Origin of the sequence: Telmatospirillum siberiense, assembly GCF_002845745.1 — a bacterium.
Lineage (GTDB): Bacteria > Pseudomonadota > Alphaproteobacteria > Rhodospirillales > Magnetospirillaceae > Telmatospirillum > Telmatospirillum siberiense.
Window position 1 is genome coordinate 110364 of record NZ_PIUM01000004.1, and the last position, 16735, is coordinate 127098.

The 16735-nt window shown below is 60.1% G+C and carries 17 protein-coding genes; 16 read left to right on the forward strand and 1 reads right to left on the reverse strand.

The window, feature by feature from the left end; genetic code table 11:
- The first annotated feature begins 190 nt into the window (after positions 1–190).
- Positions 191–1105, forward strand: a complete 915-nt coding sequence (ltnD, locus tag CWS72_RS05525; protein WP_101249581.1) for an L-threonate dehydrogenase — start codon at positions 191–193, stop codon at positions 1103–1105.
- Positions 1106–1277: 172 nt separating this feature from the next.
- Positions 1278–2627, forward strand: coding sequence for a gluconate:H+ symporter (locus CWS72_RS05530; protein ID WP_101249582.1), 1350 nt, complete (start codon positions 1278–1280; stop codon positions 2625–2627).
- 135 nt (positions 2628–2762) lie between these two features.
- On the opposite strand, the gene CWS72_RS05535 is transcribed toward CWS72_RS05530, so the two are convergent.
- Complete coding sequence (locus CWS72_RS05535) at positions 2763–3800, reverse strand: DNA-binding response regulator (protein WP_158240521.1); 1038 nt, start codon at positions 3798–3800, stop codon at positions 2763–2765.
- 160 nt (positions 3801–3960) lie between these two features.
- Here CWS72_RS05535 and CWS72_RS05540 point away from each other — a divergent pair, with 160 nt between their 5' ends.
- From CWS72_RS05540 to recO, 14 genes are all read left to right on the forward strand, one after another.
- A complete protein-coding gene (locus CWS72_RS05540) occupies positions 3961–4353 on the forward strand; it encodes a nitrogen regulation protein NR(II) (RefSeq protein WP_146002635.1) in 393 nt (130 codons plus the stop codon).
- 172 nt (positions 4354–4525) lie between these two features.
- On the forward strand, positions 4526–6190 hold the full coding sequence (locus CWS72_RS05545) for a hybrid sensor histidine kinase/response regulator (protein ID WP_101249585.1): 1665 nt from the start codon (positions 4526–4528) through the stop codon (positions 6188–6190).
- Entirely contained in the window at positions 6190–7413 is a 1224-nt protein-coding gene (locus tag CWS72_RS05550) for an HDOD domain-containing protein (RefSeq protein WP_101249586.1), read from the forward strand. The genes CWS72_RS05545 and CWS72_RS05550 overlap by 1 nt, the downstream gene beginning before the upstream one ends.
- 388 nt (positions 7414–7801) lie before the next feature.
- Positions 7802–8740 carry a histone deacetylase family protein gene (locus CWS72_RS05555; RefSeq protein WP_101249587.1) on the forward strand — a complete coding sequence of 313 codons (939 nt, stop codon included), beginning with the start codon at positions 7802–7804 and terminating at the stop codon, positions 8738–8740.
- 57 nt (positions 8741–8797) lie between these two features.
- Positions 8798–9244, forward strand: coding sequence for a bacteriohemerythrin (locus tag CWS72_RS05560; protein ID WP_274540586.1), 447 nt, complete (start codon positions 8798–8800; stop codon positions 9242–9244).
- A gap of 125 nt (positions 9245–9369) precedes the next feature.
- Positions 9370–9507 carry a hypothetical protein gene (locus tag CWS72_RS27690; RefSeq protein ID WP_158240522.1) on the forward strand — a complete coding sequence of 46 codons (138 nt, stop codon included), beginning with the start codon at positions 9370–9372 and terminating at the stop codon, positions 9505–9507.
- A gap of 279 nt (positions 9508–9786) precedes the next feature.
- Positions 9787–10719 carry a lactate/malate family dehydrogenase gene (locus CWS72_RS05570; RefSeq protein WP_101249590.1) on the forward strand — a complete coding sequence of 311 codons (933 nt, stop codon included), beginning with the start codon at positions 9787–9789 and terminating at the stop codon, positions 10717–10719.
- A gap of 241 nt (positions 10720–10960) precedes the next feature.
- On the forward strand, positions 10961–11230 hold the full coding sequence (gene infA / locus CWS72_RS05575) for a translation initiation factor IF-1 (protein WP_101249591.1): 270 nt from the start codon (positions 10961–10963) through the stop codon (positions 11228–11230).
- Between the two features lie 96 nt (positions 11231–11326).
- Complete coding sequence (locus tag CWS72_RS05580; RefSeq protein WP_420824050.1) at positions 11327–12577, forward strand: DEAD/DEAH box helicase; 1251 nt, start codon at positions 11327–11329, stop codon at positions 12575–12577.
- Positions 12578–12778: 201 nt separating this feature from the next.
- Positions 12779–13330, forward strand: a complete 552-nt coding sequence (locus CWS72_RS05585; protein ID WP_101249593.1) for a hypothetical protein — start codon at positions 12779–12781, stop codon at positions 13328–13330.
- Positions 13331–13547: 217 nt separating this feature from the next.
- Positions 13548–14297 carry a signal peptidase I gene (lepB, locus tag CWS72_RS05590; protein ID WP_199175552.1) on the forward strand — a complete coding sequence of 250 codons (750 nt, stop codon included), beginning with the start codon at positions 13548–13550 and terminating at the stop codon, positions 14295–14297.
- Positions 14298–14310: 13 nt separating this feature from the next.
- Complete coding sequence (rnc, locus tag CWS72_RS05595; protein WP_101249594.1) at positions 14311–15012, forward strand: ribonuclease III; 702 nt, start codon at positions 14311–14313, stop codon at positions 15010–15012.
- Complete coding sequence (gene era, locus CWS72_RS05600; protein ID WP_101249595.1) at positions 15009–15917, forward strand: GTPase Era; 909 nt, start codon at positions 15009–15011, stop codon at positions 15915–15917. The genes rnc and era overlap by 4 nt, the downstream gene beginning before the upstream one ends.
- Positions 15918–16018: 101 nt before the next feature.
- A complete protein-coding gene (recO, locus tag CWS72_RS05605) occupies positions 16019–16732 on the forward strand; it encodes a DNA repair protein RecO (protein ID WP_101249596.1) in 714 nt (237 codons plus the stop codon).
- Positions 16733–16735 lie beyond the last annotated feature (3 nt).

Genomic DNA, 16735 nt, shown 5'->3' on the forward strand with positions numbered 1-16735 from the left:
GGAACGTCTTTCGTTCCCGATGCGCTTTTCCTGATTCGGGCGGCGTCCCAAGGGACGCCGGGTTCCCCGTCATTCAAGGCTTGCCGTCCAGGTGCCATCGCACCTGGGCGAACGGTGAAACCATGCCCGGCGCGCGTGTGTTTCCGGGATGGTCATCTCCGTTTCCATAACACACGGAAAGGATTGCTCCATGAGTACAAACCTATCGAAGTCGAAAGTCGCCGTCATCGGTCTGGGGTCGATGGGACTCGGCATGGCGACATCGCTTCTGCGTGCCGGGTTCGACGTGGCGGGATGTGACGTCTCCGCCGAAGCCGTCGAGCATTTCGGCTGTGCCGGCGGTCGTGCCGTGCGTTCTCCCGCCGAGGCGGCAAGGGATGCGGAGGTGGTCGTCTCGGTCGTGGTCAATGCGGCGCAGACCGAAGCCGTCCTTTTCGGTGAGAACGGCGCGGCGGAGACCATGGCACCGGGAAGCGTTTTTGTCTCCGCCGCCACCATGGACCCTGAGATCGCCCGCCGCCTGGGAAAAGGCCTGGAGGCCACAGGCCGGCTTTATCTCGACGCCCCGATTTCGGGCGGGGCCGTCAAGGCCGCGGCCGGCCAACTGACGATCCTCGCCTCGGGCTCGTCCGCCGCTTTCGCCAAGGCGCGTCCCGCGCTCGATGCCATGGCGGGAACCCTCTATGAACTGGGGGATTCCGCGGGCATCGGGGCGGCCTTCAAGATGATCAACCAGCTGCTGGCCGGCGTCCATATCGCCGCCGCCAGCGAAGCCATCACTTTCGCCGCCCGCCAGGGCCTCGATCTCAGAAAGGTCTACGAGGTGATCACGGCCTCGGCGGGAAACTCCTGGATGTTTGAAAACCGGGTGCCGCACGTGCTCGACGGCGATTACACCCCGCGGAGCGCGGTGGAAATTTTCGTCAAGGACCTGGGCATCGTCCAAGACATGGCGCGCGGCGCGAGATATCCGGTCCCGCTTGCGGCCGCGGCCCTGCAAATGTTCCTGGCCGCCGCCGGGTCGGGCTTCGGACGTCAGGACGACAGCGCCGTCGCACGTATCTACGCGCAGCTGGCCGGCGTCGAATTGCCTTCGGGAAAGTAGGCATCTCCCGCCGAGCAGGGGGCTGCGGCCTCTGTTTAAAACGAGGTGAATTTCACGCCCCTGGCCGGCAACCACCCAAAGGTGATGTCGCCGGGGGTGAAATTCAACATGACTGGGAATTTATAATAAAAATAAACAAAAACAAAAATCTCAAAAATAGAGAGGAACGACTATGCCTATATTATTTGTTATTTTTGGCGTTGCGGCACTCCTGTTTTTAATTGTGCGATGCAGAGTGAACGCTTTCGTCTCTCTTGTGCTCGTATCCTTCGTGGTTGCCTTGGCACTCGGAATTCCGGCCGATAAAATTGTCAAGTCGATTGAAAGCGGTATCGGCGGAACGCTCGGGCATATCGCCTTGATATTCGGGCTGGGCGTGATGCTGGGGCGTCTGATCGCCGACGCCGGAGGGGCCCAGCGGATAGCCGTGACGCTCATCGATAAGTTTGGCGAAAAGAATGTGCAGTGGGCCGTCCTCGTCTCATCATTCATCATCGGTATCGCCCTGTTCTTCGAAGTCGGCGTCGTTCTGTTGATTCCCATCGTCGTGACGATGGCGCGGCAGATGAAAATACCGGTGATGACGCTCGGCGTGCCGATGGTTGCGGCCCTCATCACCGCGCACGGTTTCCTGCCGCCACACCCCGGGCCGACCGTCGTCGCGGGGGAATATCATGCCGACATCGGCAGGGTTCTGGTTTTCGGCATTGTCATTGCCATTCCCTCCGTGTTGTTGGCCGGTCCGGTCTTTACCGTTCTGTCCAAACGGATTGTTCCCTCCGCTTTTGAGAAGATAGCCCGCGCCGAATCGGTTGACGGGACTTCCTTACGCGATCTTAACGATACGCCCGCTTTCGGAATTAGCGTCCTGACGGCCATGCTGCCCGTCATCATGATGTCGGTGGCGGCGCTGGTGGCCATTGTCCGTTCCTCGCTGGGACTGTCCGACAATCTGGCGTTTACCGTCATTCGTTTCGTGGGCGATGCCTCGATATCCATGCTGGTGTCCCTGCTTTTCGCCGCCTACACGATGGGCCTCAAGCGGAACAAATCGATCGATGCGATCATGAGCTCCTGTTCGGGGGCGGTGAGGGATATCGCGATGATGCTGCTGATCATCGGCGGGGGCGGCGCGCTCAAACAGGTGTTCATCGACGGTGGCGTGGGGACCTATCTCGCGCATCTGTTCGCCGGCAGTTCGGCATCCCCGCTGCTTTTCGCCTGGACCGTGGCGGCGATCCTGCGTATTGCCTTGGGGTCGGCGACGGTGGCGGCCATTTCGACGGTGGGTCTGGTGCTGCCGATGCTGACGACGCAACACGTCGACCTCGCCCTCGTCACCCTGGCGACCGGCGCCGGGAGCGCGACCTTCTCCCACGTCAACGACGCGGGTTTCTGGATGGTCAAGGAATCGTTCGGCCTTACGGTGAAAGAGACCTTTGGAACCTGGTCTTTGCTTTGCGCGATCGTGTCTGTGGTGGGGCTCGTCGGCGTGCTGGTGCTGGAACGGCTCATCGCGTAACGATCGGGCCTGGAGCCTGTCGCGACATTGTCGCGACAGGCTCCAGGATTCCAAATGACGCCTGCGCTCCGCTACGGCGGGCTCAAACGCCGCTCGGGCTTGGGGGCTGTTGATTCGATAATTTATCAACAGGTCCTAACGCGAGGGGCGCGACTGGCTCGGCCGCTTTACCGCCCCCAGATCCGAAAGCGTTGGTGCCGCCAGGATCAGGCGGACCAATTCCGCCTGCCGGGTGACGTCGGTTTTGCTGAAGATGCGTTTCAGATAAGTCCGCGCGGAGTTGACCGTGATTCCCAATTTTTCCGCGGCATCCTCGATGCGCTGGCCTTCGCTCAAGGCCAGGGCCAGACGTGCTTCGGCATCGGTCAGGTCGAACAATTTGGTGACGGTATCCACCGAGGGGAGGCTCTGGCGTTCCGGGTCGTTGATCAGCAGAACGGCCACGCGGCCATTGCTGTGTTCGGCCGGTAACGGGGCGATGACCACGGACAAGGGGCGGTCGGCCTCCTCGCGCGTTACCGCCAGGGCGTGCGCCATGGCGTCGCCACCGGCATCAACCGCCAGTTTCACCAAACGATGCAACTCGGCCGTTTCAGCTTGGCGGTTGGTTCTGCAAAGACCCGTCGGGCTCATGGTGAGGCCGTCGCCGCTGGCCAGATATTCCGTCCCCAGGCTGTTCATGAAGAGAATATTGGCGTCGGCATCGACCACGACGACACCCGTGGGAAGCCTGTTTAGCGTCGCCAATCCCAGGGTGGCGTCCGGAGACATCATGGCCGGATTGGCATTTTTCTGCGCCGTTTGAATCAGGGCCTGATCGATGCCGGCGGCCAGAACCTCGGCCGAGCAGGGCTTGGCGTAGAACCGGAAAACGTTGGCCTCGTTGATGGCGGCGATGGCCGATTCGATGTCGGTGGCGCCGGTCAGCACGATGGCCGTGGTTCCCGGGCACAAGGCGCCCAATTCCTTGATCAGTTCGACGCCCGACATCACCGGCATGCGCATGTCGACGACGGCGACGTCGAAGGGAAGGCGGCGCTGTTCGGCGATGGCCTCGATCGGCGATACCAGGAAGGACATCTGCCAACTGTTGCAGCGGCTGCGCAACGCCCGTTGCAACCCGTCGAGCACATGAGGTTCGTCATCGACGAACAGAATGCGTGGTTTTGTCACCTTGTCGCCTCCGTTCCCGTGTCCCGATTCCTCCAGCCGGTACCTGATGCGAAGTCTTCGTCATCTGGTCCCCAAATGGGGATATCGATGAAGGCGCGGGTATCGCTACGGTTCACTATTAACGACACACCAAAGTAGTTCGCGCAAGGGTTAGGGCCAAATGAAGAAAGAGCGGCCGGCAAGACAAACGCAGTCCATCATTGCGGCCATATCATGTCCCTTGCTGATCCATGGCGACGGTATCGTGAGTTGGGGCAATCAAGCGTTTTCCCAGCAATTCGGAATCCGTCCGGCAAAAGTCAAAAGTTTGAAGGTCCGGGAACTCCTCTGGTGCCTGGGAATCCAAGATCCCCTGGCGGGCATGATCGCTGAAGGCGTGACATTCGATCACTGGGAAATTCCTCCGCTCAATGCCGCTCTTTCCGCGCTTTATCTTCGCCAGGTTCGTCTATTCGACGAGGAGGAAAGCGGAAAAAAATACATCCTGATGATTTCCGATTCCCCGGAAATACCCGTCTTCGATGATTCCACCGATGAAGGCGGTACATGCTGAAGCCGGGAACTCCCACGTAACAGCGACATCAACCCCTGATTTGTCTTGCGCCACTGACTGGCTCTTGTTTTGCTATTGAATCGGCGGGACGGTCGATCCATCCGACAGGATTGCCGTGGCGACCGGCCCAGGCGGCGATTCTTGCCCGCCGGGGAGAGGGATAGGCAGAACCATGCGGTCGAAGATATTGCTGCTGTCGCAGGAGGGGCAGGCTCGGGTCGCCGACATGCTGGCGTCGCGGCCGGGGTTCGAAATTCGGATCGAGTCGGTCGGAACGATTCATCAAGCCAGAGAGATCCTGGCGGTGGAGAGTTTCGACGCGATTCTTTTCGATACCGGTTTGGCCGGCTCCGGCTTGCAGGAGGATATCCAGGCGATCGTAAGCGCCTGCGGCCCCGCTCCATTGATATTGCTTACCGACAAGGAGGATGAGGACATCGGGGCCGCGGCCGTCCATGCCGGTGCTCACGACTATCTGGTCAAGCGGCGCATCAACCCGGATGCCTTGCGACGGATTATTCGTTACGCCATCGAACGGACGCAGTTTCAACGCAAATATGATCGGCTGACCAGGCTGAACAGCGAGCGCAGGCGCATGGAGGAGGCCTTGCGGGAGAGCCAGGATCGTATCCGCGCGATCACGGAAAGTCTCTTCGAAGGCGTCCTGGTGACCGATATCGACGGTTTCGTGGCTTTTTCCAACCATTCGGCCGACAGCCTGCTGGGTGACGAACGGACCCCCCGGATCGCCGGCCGTTTCGTCGATTCGATCTTCAGCCTGCGCGCCGACCAGCGGCTGTTGCTGTTCTCGGAGGGTCCTTTCAGCAAGGTGGTGGAAACCGGGCAGTCCTGGCGTGACGACGATGCCGTCTTCCAATTGCGCAACGGCCGAACCTTGTTGGTTGCCTACGCCTGTTCCGCCTTGGTCGAAGAGGGGATCCGTAAGGGAATCATCATATCCTTCCGCGATATCCAATCCTTGAAGCGGGCCCAGCAGGAATCGTTGCAGGCATCGAAGCTGGCCAGCGTCGGCCAGTTGGCCGCCGGCATCGCTCATGAAATCAATACGCCCATTCAATATATCGGCGATAATTTGCGTTTCCTGGGTGATTCCCTCGATACCCTGCTGGAGGTGAACCGCCGGTACCGCGACTTCATCGATCTCCATTGCGGCGAAGCGGACGCCCAGGCCAGGGAGGCGTTGGCGACGTTCGAGACCGAGTCCGATCTGTCCTATCTGCGAGAGGAGATGCCGCCGGCCGTCAGCCAATCTTTGGACGGGGTCGGCCAGGTGGCGAGGATCGTCCTCGCCATGAAGGAGTTTTCCCACCCCGGCGAGCGTGAAAAAGTCGCCGTCGATTTGAACCGGGCCATCGAAAACACCTTGGCGGTCAGTCGCAACGAATGGAAACACGTCGCCGAGGTGCGGTTGGATTTGGCCGAGGATCTACCTCAGGTGGCGTGCCTTCCCGGTGAGATGAATCAGGTGCTGCTCAATCTTATCGTCAACGCGGCTCACGCCATTCAGGCGCGCCAGTCCGCGGAAAAAGGCTTGATAAACCTGGCGACCCGCCGGCATGGCCGCTTCGTCGACATCATCGTCGGGGACGACGGCGTCGGGATGTCCGAAAGCATCAAGGAACGGATCTTCGATCCCTTCTTCACCACCAAGGCGGTCGGCAAGGGAACGGGGCAGGGACTGGCCATTTGTCGCGACGTTGTCGTCACCAAACATTCCGGCCGGATTTCCGTCGATACCGAGGAGGGGAAGGGGACGGTATTCACCATCTGTCTGCCGATCGACGGAAAGGCCGCTCAGGCTGCCGGACGTAAATAATGGGCCGGCCCCGCATTCTTTTCGTCGATGATGAACCCAACGTCTTGCAGGGACTGCAACGCATGTTGCGCTACATGCGGATCGAGTGGGATATGCGCTTCGTCGATTCCGGACGGGCCGCTCTCGATATGATGGAGCAAGAGCGCTTCGCGGCGGTGGTCACCGATATGCGGATGCCTGGCATGGACGGGGCCGAACTGCTCGCCGAGGTGAGGCGGCGCGATCCCGGCGCGGTCAGGGTCATCCTGTCCGGCTATTCCGACGCCGACAGCGTGATGCGCACTGTCGGGCCGGCCCATCAGTTTTTGGCCAAGCCCTGTTCCGCCCAGGTTTTGGTCGATGTCATCTTGCGGGCGTTCGAGTTGGAACGGGTCCTGGGATCGGAACATTTGCGCAAATTATTGACGGGTTTGAAGGGCCTGCCGACTCCTTCCGACACCTATTACACCCTGCTCGATTATATGAAGCGGCCCGAGGCTTCGGCGACCGGACTTGCCGAGATCATCGGTCGAGACGTCGCGATGACCGCGGAGTTGCTCAAGCTGACCAACTCTTCCTATTTCGGTTTGTCGTCCCGGTTGTCGCAGCCCTTGCAGGCGGTGCGCATTCTCGGTTTCGAAACCCTGGGCGCGTTGGTTTTGCGCATCGGAATATTCCGAAACTTCCAAGGGTTGCCTGAAATGGCCATGCTGGTCGAGGAGGTCAACCGCGACAGCTTTTTCGTGGCCAGGGTGGCCAGAAGAATTGCCAGGTTGGAAAACTTCGATGAGCATGCCCAGGAGGAGGCCTATTGCGCGGCGATGTTGAGTTCCATCGGCTTGCTGGTGCTGCTCGATCAATGTCCGCACGACGTGGCTCGCGTCAAGGCGGCGGTCGCCGCCGGTGTCGATCCGCAGGATGCCGAGGTGGCGGTTTTCGGCGCCAGCCATTTTCAGGTCGGCGCCTATCTGCTGGGCCTTTGGGGATTCAATAAGGCCGTCGTCGAGGCGGTGGCCTTTCTCGGGCGGCCCAGCGCGGCCTCCATCGGTGTCCTGGATATCGCCGGCGTCGTCCACATCGCCCGGGTTGTGTCCGGTCCTTCGCCCATTTACGCCCAGCCGGCGAAAGGTGCCGATATCGGCCGCCTGCCGCTTGACAAGGCTTATCTCCAATCGCTTGGAAAGGACGACCGGCTGGTCACCTGGTCGGCCGAGGCGGCTGTCGAGGCGGGGCGATCGAGCTGACAGGCGATCGGCCGAAGCCTGATGTCCCTCTTCAGAGCGTGATGCCTTAAATCTGCATCACGCCCCGGCTTTTTTTCAAGCCCTTGGCCTTAGCGCACGCATCCGCGTGCTTGGCTGCGGCCTCAATGACGCTCGATGCTTGTCTTCGGTATGGTTTCGGCAAAGGATATCGTTTTACCCCCCGACTTCGTTTAATCTGTTCCAATGAGCGGGCGATGAGATTGATACGACGTGCGGCGTCGATCCGGTGTACCGCTCATCTTTGGCAAGACCGAAACGAAACTGTTTTTCGAACCACTAAATAAATAAAAACGCCAACTTCCATTTGGAATTGGCGGCAATGACGGCAGGTATAATAAAAAATTGCTGTCAGGGAGGTTCAAGAAGCATGACCACGCTTTTGCTGACGCACCCAGCGTGCCTGCAGCACGAGACGGGGGATTATCACCCGGAATGTGCCGATCGTTTGCGGGCGGTCAACCATATCCTCGAACATGAGGATTTCTTGTTCCTGGCGCGGGAGGAGGCTCCTCGCGCCACCACGCAGCAATTGTTGCGCGCCCATTCCATGGATCATATCGACCATATCCTGTCGTTGGTTCCCGCCGCGGGAGAGATTCTCCCCATCGACGACGACACCTTCGTCTCGTCCCACTCCAGCGAGGCGGCTCTGAGGGCGGCGGGCGCCATTTGCGCCGCCGTCGAGGAAGTGGCGGCGAAAAGATGCCGGAATGCTTTTTGCGCGGTGCGTCCACCCGGACATCATGCCGAGCGGTCGGCGGCGATGGGATTCTGCCTGTTTTCCAATGCGGCCATCGGCGCGTTGCATGCCCGTGACGCTTGCGGATTTCGGAAAGTGGCAGTGATCGATTTCGACGTGCACCACGGCAATGGAACGCAACAGATCCTTTGGGACGAGGCGGGCATGTTCTATGCGTCCACTCATCAGCAGGACGCATATCCCTATAGCGGGACGCCGGACGAGCAGGGGCAGCCGGGGGGAGGTGTCATCGTCAATATACCATTGCCGGCGGGCAGCGGTTCGGACGCCTTCCGGCTTGCCTATGGCGACATCATCCTGCCCCGTCTTCGTGCCTTTGCTCCGGAATTCGTGATCGTCTCGGCGGGATTCGATGCCCATGCCGCGGATCCGATGGCGGATTTACGGCTGCAGGTGGCCGATTTCGAATGGGTGACCCGCGAGTTGTTGCGGATTGCCGAGGATTTTTGCGGCGCTCGGCTGGTTTCTGTTTTGGAGGGTGGCTACGACACCCGTGCCCTGGCCGCCTGCGTCGCGTCCCATGTGCGCGCGCTCATGGAAGGATAACACCATGTCGGACCGGGAGCTTTCCTCCGTAATGGTCCTTTGTCATCGGGGTCAATGATGCAATTCATCGAATGGACGACGCAGATGTCCGTAGGGTCCGATGTGCTGGACGGACATCACAAGATGATCATCGAATGCCTGAATCGTCTGTATCCCTTGATCGGGGCGGTAGGGCGGGATGCCGAGATCCATGCCGTCCTGGCTAAATTGGAAGATTTCGTGCTCGTTCACTTCAGCGAAGAAGAGCAATGCATGAAAAAAGGCGGTTACCTCGACTGGCAGGCGCATAAAGAGCAGCACGATAAAATGTATGACATTGTTTTCGGACTGAAGTCGGATGTGGAACATGGCAGGGAGTTGGATGCCAAGAAATTGTTTGACATCATATACAATTGGCTGCTTCAGCATATTTTGAAGGAAGACAAAAAATACGAAAAATTCATTAATAATACGGTGAATGATCCTCATGGTGTCTGGGTCAGGTCCAATGGTCGGCCGTATTAAAAATGGCTTTTTGCCTGTTCCGTTTGCCGGTGGTGTCATTTTCTAAGAGGGAAATGGGGTGTAATGTTTGGTTGGTGGAAGAACCTGACGCTGCGGGCGCGATTCAATGGGTCGGGGTGCTTGGGATGGCGGCGACGGTAGCGGTCGCCATCGTCGAGACCAACCGGATGGAAGCGAAGCTCATGGCCCGGGCGGTTCAGGTGTTCAAGACCAATCTGCTTCGCCAGCGTGAGCTTGAGGAGCAGCAGCGGCCGATCTCTTGAGCGCCTCGGACGATCTGGCCGCCCAGTCGACCCGCCTGAAGGGGATCATCGACGGCTTCCTCAAGGATGTCGCCTCCAACTGATTTCGGTGGACAATGCCGGGGTGTGCCGAACGGAAACTGCAAGTTGTTGAATATTGCGTAAGAACGTCATTGGATATCTCTAAGTTACGTCAATAGAAGGAGTATTAGAACAAGAACCCCCCTGTAGACGTGTTCTTGAACCGGGTTCATATTATCCGGCGGTTTCTGTCGTTCGATTCAATGAGAGGAGAGCGCCGTGAAGGTGTCGGTGATCGGCATGGGTGCGGTAGGCACCGAGTTGGTCGGCTATCTGGTCAACCTTTCGGAGGTTTCTGAGATCGTCGCCGTCGACAAGGCGCGCGAAAAGGCGGAAGCCGAAATCTGGGACTATTCCCATACGACGTCTTTCATTTATGCGAAAAATCCCTTGCTGGTGGCGGGGGACTATCCCGAGACCGAGGGCAGCGACATCGTCGTCATCACCGCCGGAGCCCAGCTTCAGCGAGGACAGACCCGCGATACCCTGGTCGAGATCAACGCCGAGGTGATCCGCGATATCATCGGCCGGGTCGAACGCTATTCACCGCAAGCCATCGTGCTCATCGTCACCAATCCCGTCGATGTCATAGCGCAGGTGGCGCTGCGCCATTCCTCCTATCCCCGCACGCGGTTGATGAGTGCCGGCACCATCGTCGATTCGGCCCGCTTCATGCGGATCCTGAGCGATCATCTGAAGATCGACCCCAAAAATATCTTCGGCTATGTGTTGGGAGATCACAGCGCGACCGGCTTCATTCCCTGGAGCATCTGTAATGTCTGCGGGCTGGACGTCGATACCTATTGTCGGCTGAACGGCGAGGTGCCGATCGACAAGGCGGCGGTGCGTCAGGCGGTCCTCGATGTCGGCCTCGATATCTTCAATCGAAAGGGAAACACCAATCACGCAATCGCGGCCAGCGTGTTCCGTATCATCCGTGCCGTGGCGTCCAACGAGCATTCGGTGTTGCCGGTCGGTGTCCTTTTGAAGGATCAGTATGAAGTGGACGATGTGGTGATGAGCGTGCCTTGCGTCATCGGACGTGACGGCGTGCAGAAAATCCTGAACTACCAATTCACCCGGCAAGAACAGCATGAGTTTCTGGCTTCCGAGGCGCATCTGCGGAAATTGCTTGCATTGGCGGGTGTTTAATTTGTCCCCCGCCTTCCTGGGGGGCGCATGGCAGGGTTCGTCCTCGGCATGGTAATAATGCTTGCGATTTCGGCTGAATAAGTCCATATACCAGCCATCTTAATGCTTCGGGTTCGCCCGCCGTCGCCTGTCGATGCCGGTTCTGGTGTACTCCTATCGAATTCGGGCATCCGCGTGAAGTTTGCGTGGCCATACCGGTAAGAGTTAAATCGCAGAACGCAAAAGGTAGACAGAGTCGATCTTGGCTAAGGAAGATCTCATAGAATTCGAGGGTGTGGTCAGCGAAGTGCTGCCGGACGCCCGTTTCCGTGTCACTTTGGACAGCGGGCATGAAGTGCTCGCCTATAGTTCAGGGCGTATGAAAAAAAACCGCATCCGCGTCCTCGCCGGCGATCGGGTGACGGTTGAAATGACGCCTTACGACTTGACCAAGGGACGCATCAATTTCCGTCATAAAGACGAGAGGGCCCCGCAACCGGGCCACCGTCCAGCGCCGCCGCGGCGCCGCTGATGATCAGGGTTGCGACAGGGCGATTTTAGAATACCCGGCGCAACCCTTATTTAATGAAAGTACATCCATATAATGACAAGTTTTGTTGAGCTCGGCTTGGTCGAGCCCATTTGCCTCGCCGTGACGGCTGAAGGCTACGAAAACGCGACGCCGATCCAGGCCCAGGCCATCCCCGCCATTCTTGCCGGGCGCGACGTGCTCGGAGTCGCTCAGACCGGAACCGGAAAGACGGCGGCATTCGCCTTGCCGATTCTGCAACGTCTGGCGGACAACAAGCGGCGGGCGGGACCGAAAGGCGCCCGGACGCTGATTTTGACCCCGACCCGGGAATTGGCCCAGCAGATCGGAAAATGCTTCGCCACTTACGGCGTTCATCTCCGGTTGAAGCGCACGGTCATCACCGGCGGCGTCGGCATGCACCCCCAGATCTGCTCGCTGCTGGCCGGATGCGACATTGTCATCGCCACGCCGGGCCGCATCCTCGACCTCGCCATGCGCGGTCATGTGAAGCTTGACGGTGTCGAGACCTTCGTCCTCGATGAGGCCGACCGCATGCTCGACATGGGCTTCATCCACGACGTGAAGAAAATCACCGCCCTGCTGCCTGCCGAACGGCAGACCCTGCTGTTCTCCGCGACCATGCCGTCCACCGTGTCCTCGCTGGTCGCCGGTTTGCTGAAGGATCATCTACGCGTCGAGGTGACGCCGGAATCGACCACGGTCGAACGTATCGAGCAGCGGGTGATGTTCGTCGCCAAGGACAAGAAGCGCGACCTGCTTCTTGATATCCTGCGCGGCACGTCGGTGACCCGCACCATCGTGTTCGCTCGGACCAAACATGGCGCCAACCGCCTGGCCGAACAGCTTTCGAAAAGTGGTGTGAAGGCCGAGGCCATTCACGGCAACAAGTCGCAAGGCGCCCGGCAGAGGGCTCTGGCCGATTTCCATTCCGGGAAGGTCAGCACTCTGGTCGCCACTGATATCGCCGCGCGCGGTATCGATGTCGACGGTATCAGCCATGTCATCAATTTCGATCTGCCGAACGAGCCGGAAAGCTATGTGCACCGGATCGGCCGGACCGCACGCGCCGGTGCCGAGGGCATTGCCTTGTCCTTCTGCGATGCCGACGAGATCGCCTATCTCAAGGATATCGAGCGGACGATCCGTCAGCCGATCGCGACCGACGAAACGCATCGGTTCCATTCCGAGACGATCGCGCGCATGCGGTTGGCACCGGTTTCCAAGCCCAAGGGGCGCCAGAGCGCCCGCCCATCCCGGAGTGGTGGTGGCGGTGGAAACCGGCAGCGTAGCGGTGCACGTGTCGGCGGGGCGCAGCGCGCGGCCTAAAGACCGTCTTCCCGCCAGGGGTTGCAAAAACGCCGCCGGTGCATTCACCGGCGGCGTTTTTGTTTTGCGGTTATTGACCGGCGGCCTTGTTATCGCGGAATGCGAAAAGCTCAACGCGGGAATGCGGGTCTCTCCTTGAGGAAGCGCATTACTTCCGGCCGATTCCATGTAAGATTTCATGAGTTCGGCAAGGAGCGAAAGATGCGGCTATATCAGCGACTGGCCTTTGTCATGATCGTCGGTGCGCTTACCGCTTGCGGCGGTCCCCTGACCAGGGATGTCGGAAATTCCTTTACCAAGATCAACGGGCTCTACGACTATGGCGCGAGCGGTCGCGATTTACGGCTGAGCGTGCGCGGAAATCCTTTCACCGTGTCCGATGACACGCTGTCCAAGGCGGTGGAGGCGGCGAGCCAGGTACAGGTCCTGCGTCCGCGGACCCATCCGACCTTGACACCCGATTCTTCCGCGCGGCGTGGATATGAGCTCGCTTTCCTGTTTTCTCCCGCGCCGACCCAGAGCGGTGACGACTTATGCAAGGGACGAATCGAAGATTCCGCGCCCGGTGCCGTCGCGCCGACGGTCCATGTTCTCGGAGTCTTCTGCGTCTCCGGCTCGGCCCAGACCGAGGTGAGGGGGCTGGCGGAAGCCACCGGTCCCGCTGATCCCCGCCTCAAGAATCTGGTGGCGCAAATGATTGTCCAACTGTTCCGTCCCGATCTACCCGATGCCGACGGCAATTCCGGGAGGTAGCGCGCCCTGCTTTCCGGCGGAGCGCCGGTTGGGGCGGGCCTGAGAAATGCCTCTCGGCAGAGCAAACCGATGCATTCTTTTCCGGAACGCCGCCGCTTGATGACGATGACGGCGAAGGGCTCTTGACAGGGGCGCTCGGCTAAGGCTTGATCGGCGGACCATGCACAGCGCCCGTTCCCTTCGGGAGGGCGCATTTTTTTTCACAGAACCGCGATCCATGGGCATCTCTCGAAAGAAAACAGGTGGCATTGGCGAAACGATCAAGACGATCGTTTACGCCGTCCTCATCGCCCTCGTTGTGCGGACCGTCGCCTTCGAGCCCTTCAACATTCCGTCCAAGTCGATGGTGCCGACCTTGCTGGTCGGGGATTATTTGTTCGTCTCCAAATACTCCTATGGCTACAGTCGCCATTCACTGCCGCTCAGCCTACATCTGTTCGACGGCCGGATCTTCGAACAGACGCCGGAACGTGGCGATGTCGTCGTCTTCAAGGTGCCGTCGGATAACCGCACGGATTACATCAAGCGGTTGGTCGGTTTGCCGGGCGATCATATCCAGATCGTCCATCGCGTCCTTTATATCAACGGCAAGCCGGTTGAGCGCAAGCAGGTCGGCGATTACACGGATCGCGATCCGCGGGGCGGCAGCCAGATCTACACCCAATATGTCGAGACCTTGCCCAACGGCCGGTCCCATCTCATCTTGGAATATCCCGGCAGCGAAAGTCAGGCTGACAACACGCCGGAATATGTGGTGCCCGATCATCATTACTTTATGATGGGCGACAACCGGGATAATTCGCAGGACAGCCGGTATTTGAGCGTGGTTGGCTATGTGCCTGCCGAAAATCTCGTCGGCCGGGCGGAGATCATCTTCTTCTCCACTGATGGATCGGCCGCTCTGTGGGAACTCTGGAAATGGCCTTGGGCAATTCGCTGGGACCGATTCTTCTCGTTGATTCATTGACTTTCGTGCGGCCATGGATCAGCGCCTGAACGATATCTGCCGGGCGCTCGCCTACCGGTTTCATCGCTTGGAACTGCTGGAGGAGGCGCTGACCCATTCCAGCGCCTGTCCGGCCCGGGGGCGGAGCCCGTCGTCGGCACGCCCCCGCGTTGCCTACGAACGTCTGGAGTTTCTCGGCGATCGCGTGCTTGGCTTGGCCGTCGCCGAAATGCTGTTCTATACCTTCCCTCAGGAGAACGAGGGCGCGCTTGCCCGTCGTCACGCCGCCCTGGTCCGCCGCGAAGCCCTGGCCCGTGTCGCCTTGACCATCGGGCTCGATGCGGCCCTGATCATGTCCAAAGGCGAGGAGGAGGGTGGTGGTCGGCATAATCCGACCATGCTCGCCGACGCCTGCGAGGCCGTCCTTGGGGCCGTTTACGCCGATGGAGGGCTGGAGGCCGCGGTTACCATCATCCGCCGCAACTGGGAGCCCTTGATGGCCGAGGCGGTGACGCCGCCCAAGGATGCCAAGACCGGTCTTCAGGAATGGGCGCAGGGGCGCGGAAAGCCGTTGCCGGTCTATCAGACTCTCGGCATGGAAGGGCCGCAGCACGATCCCATATTCATGATATCCGTTACTGTCGAAGGATTCGCCCCGGTCACCGGACGTGGCGCATCGAAACGGGTCGCCGAACAGGCCGCCGCCGCCGCCATGCTGGAAAAAGTGACGAAATGAGCGAGAATTCTACCCGTTGCGGCTTTATCGCCGTGGTCGGCGCACCCAACGCCGGAAAGTCCACCCTGGTCAATCAATTGGTCGGCACCAAGGTGTCCATCGTCTCGCCCAAGGTGCAGACCACGCGGAGCCGCGTGCTGGGCATCGCCATGGTGGAGGCCTCGAACGCCCAGATCATTTTCATCGACACCCCGGGTATCTTCGCACCGAAGCGCCGCTTCGAGCGGGCCATGGTGCAGGCGGCCTGGAGCGGGGCCGCCGATGCCGACCAGATCGCCCTGGTGATCGACGCCGAACGGGGAGTGGACGACAACAGTCAGTCCATTATCGATCGTCTGAAAGAGGCCGGCCGGCGCGCTGTTCTGGTGTTGAACAAGATCGACCTCGTCAAGCGCGAGAAGCTGCTGGCGCTGACCGCCGGCCTGGATGCCGCGGGGCTTTTCGACAAGGTTTTCATGGTCAGCGCCCGGACGGGAGACGGCACCGGCGATTTATTGGCATATTTTGCCGCCGGTCTGCCGGAAGGGCCATGGCATTTTCCCGAGGATCAGGTCTCCGACATGCCGATGCGGCTTTTGGCGGCCGAGATCACCCGGGAGCAGGTCTTCCATCAACTCCATCAGGAGCTTCCCTACGCCGCGACGGTCGAAACCGAGCAATGGACCGAAAAGGACGATGGAAGCGTGCGCATCGACCAGATCGTCTATGTGCAAAGAGACAGCCAGAAAGGCATCGTGCTCGGCAAAGCCGGTCGCCAGATCAAATCGATCGGCGAGAAGGCCCGCGTCGAGCTGGAAGAGATCCTGGAGCGCCGCGTCCATCTGTTCCTGCATGTGAAAGTGCGCGAGAACTGGCTCGATGACCGTCAGCATTACCGCGATCTGGGGCTCGATTTCGACGCGTGACAGAATGCCAAGTGTGATCGGAACCGATCACCGAGCCCTCAAGTGTGACCTGACGGGGTGAACATTTTCACCGCGAAGCGGCGGAGCAAACGGAAGGCTCCATGGATTGGACCGACGAGGGAATTCTGCTGTCGTTGCGCCGGCATGGCGAGACCGGGGCGGTGGCGACGCTGTTGACCCGGAAGCACGGGCGGCATGCCGGCTTGATCCACGGCGGCGCGGGAAAGGCGGCGCGGGCGGCGCTGCAGACGGGGAACCGCCTTCAGGTGACCTGGGCCGCCCGCTTGTCGGAACAGTTGGGGCGTTTCTCCTGGGAACTGGCCGGCGCCTCCGGAAGCGTCTGGCTGCACGATCCGCTTCGTCTCGCCGGTGTTTCGGCGGCTTGCGCCCTGTCCGATCTCTGCCTGCCCGAGCGGGAACCTCACCGTGCCGTCTACGAAGGTCTGGCGGCGGTGATCGAAGGTCTTGCCGGTCAGGACTGGCCCAGCCTCTATGTCCGCTGGGAATTGGGGCTGCTGGCGGAGTTGGGTTACAGCCTCGACCTGACGTCCTGCGCGGCCAGCGGCGCCACCGAGGATCTGGTCTATGTCTCGCCGCGTAGCGGCCGGGCGGTCAGCCGGGCGGCGGGGCAGGTCTATCACGCCAGGCTTCTGCCCTTGCCGGGCTTCCTTTTGGATGATTCGTCCGGTGACCGGCAGGCGGTCATCGACGGATTGTCCTTGACCGGCTATTTTCTCGAACGACATGTGCTGGCTCCGCAAGGCAGAGGGCTGCCGCCGGCACGATCGCGACTTGTAGATCGGCTTCTGGCGTGATCT

Coding starts and splice junctions, on each gene's coding strand:
- ltnD (WP_101249581.1), top strand. CDS start 191: ATGAGTACAAACCTATCGAAGTCGAAAGTCGCCGTCATCGGTCTGGGG.
- CWS72_RS05530 (WP_101249582.1), top strand. CDS start 1,278: ATGCCTATATTATTTGTTATTTTTGGCGTTGCGGCACTCCTGTTTTTA.
- CWS72_RS05540 (WP_146002635.1), top strand. CDS start 3,961: ATGAAGAAAGAGCGGCCGGCAAGACAAACGCAGTCCATCATTGCGGCC.
- CWS72_RS05545 (WP_101249585.1), top strand. CDS start 4,526: ATGCGGTCGAAGATATTGCTGCTGTCGCAGGAGGGGCAGGCTCGGGTC.
- CWS72_RS05550 (WP_101249586.1), top strand. CDS start 6,190: ATGGGCCGGCCCCGCATTCTTTTCGTCGATGATGAACCCAACGTCTTG.
- CWS72_RS05555 (WP_101249587.1), top strand. CDS start 7,802: ATGACCACGCTTTTGCTGACGCACCCAGCGTGCCTGCAGCACGAGACG.
- CWS72_RS05560 (WP_274540586.1), top strand. CDS start 8,798: ATGCAATTCATCGAATGGACGACGCAGATGTCCGTAGGGTCCGATGTG.
- CWS72_RS27690 (WP_158240522.1), top strand. CDS start 9,370: ATGGCGGCGACGGTAGCGGTCGCCATCGTCGAGACCAACCGGATGGAA.
- CWS72_RS05585 (WP_101249593.1), top strand. CDS start 12,779: ATGCGGCTATATCAGCGACTGGCCTTTGTCATGATCGTCGGTGCGCTT.
- lepB (WP_199175552.1), top strand. CDS start 13,548: ATGGGCATCTCTCGAAAGAAAACAGGTGGCATTGGCGAAACGATCAAG.
- rnc (WP_101249594.1), top strand. CDS start 14,311: ATGGATCAGCGCCTGAACGATATCTGCCGGGCGCTCGCCTACCGGTTT.
- era (WP_101249595.1), top strand. CDS start 15,009: ATGAGCGAGAATTCTACCCGTTGCGGCTTTATCGCCGTGGTCGGCGCA.
- recO (WP_101249596.1), top strand. CDS start 16,019: ATGGATTGGACCGACGAGGGAATTCTGCTGTCGTTGCGCCGGCATGGC.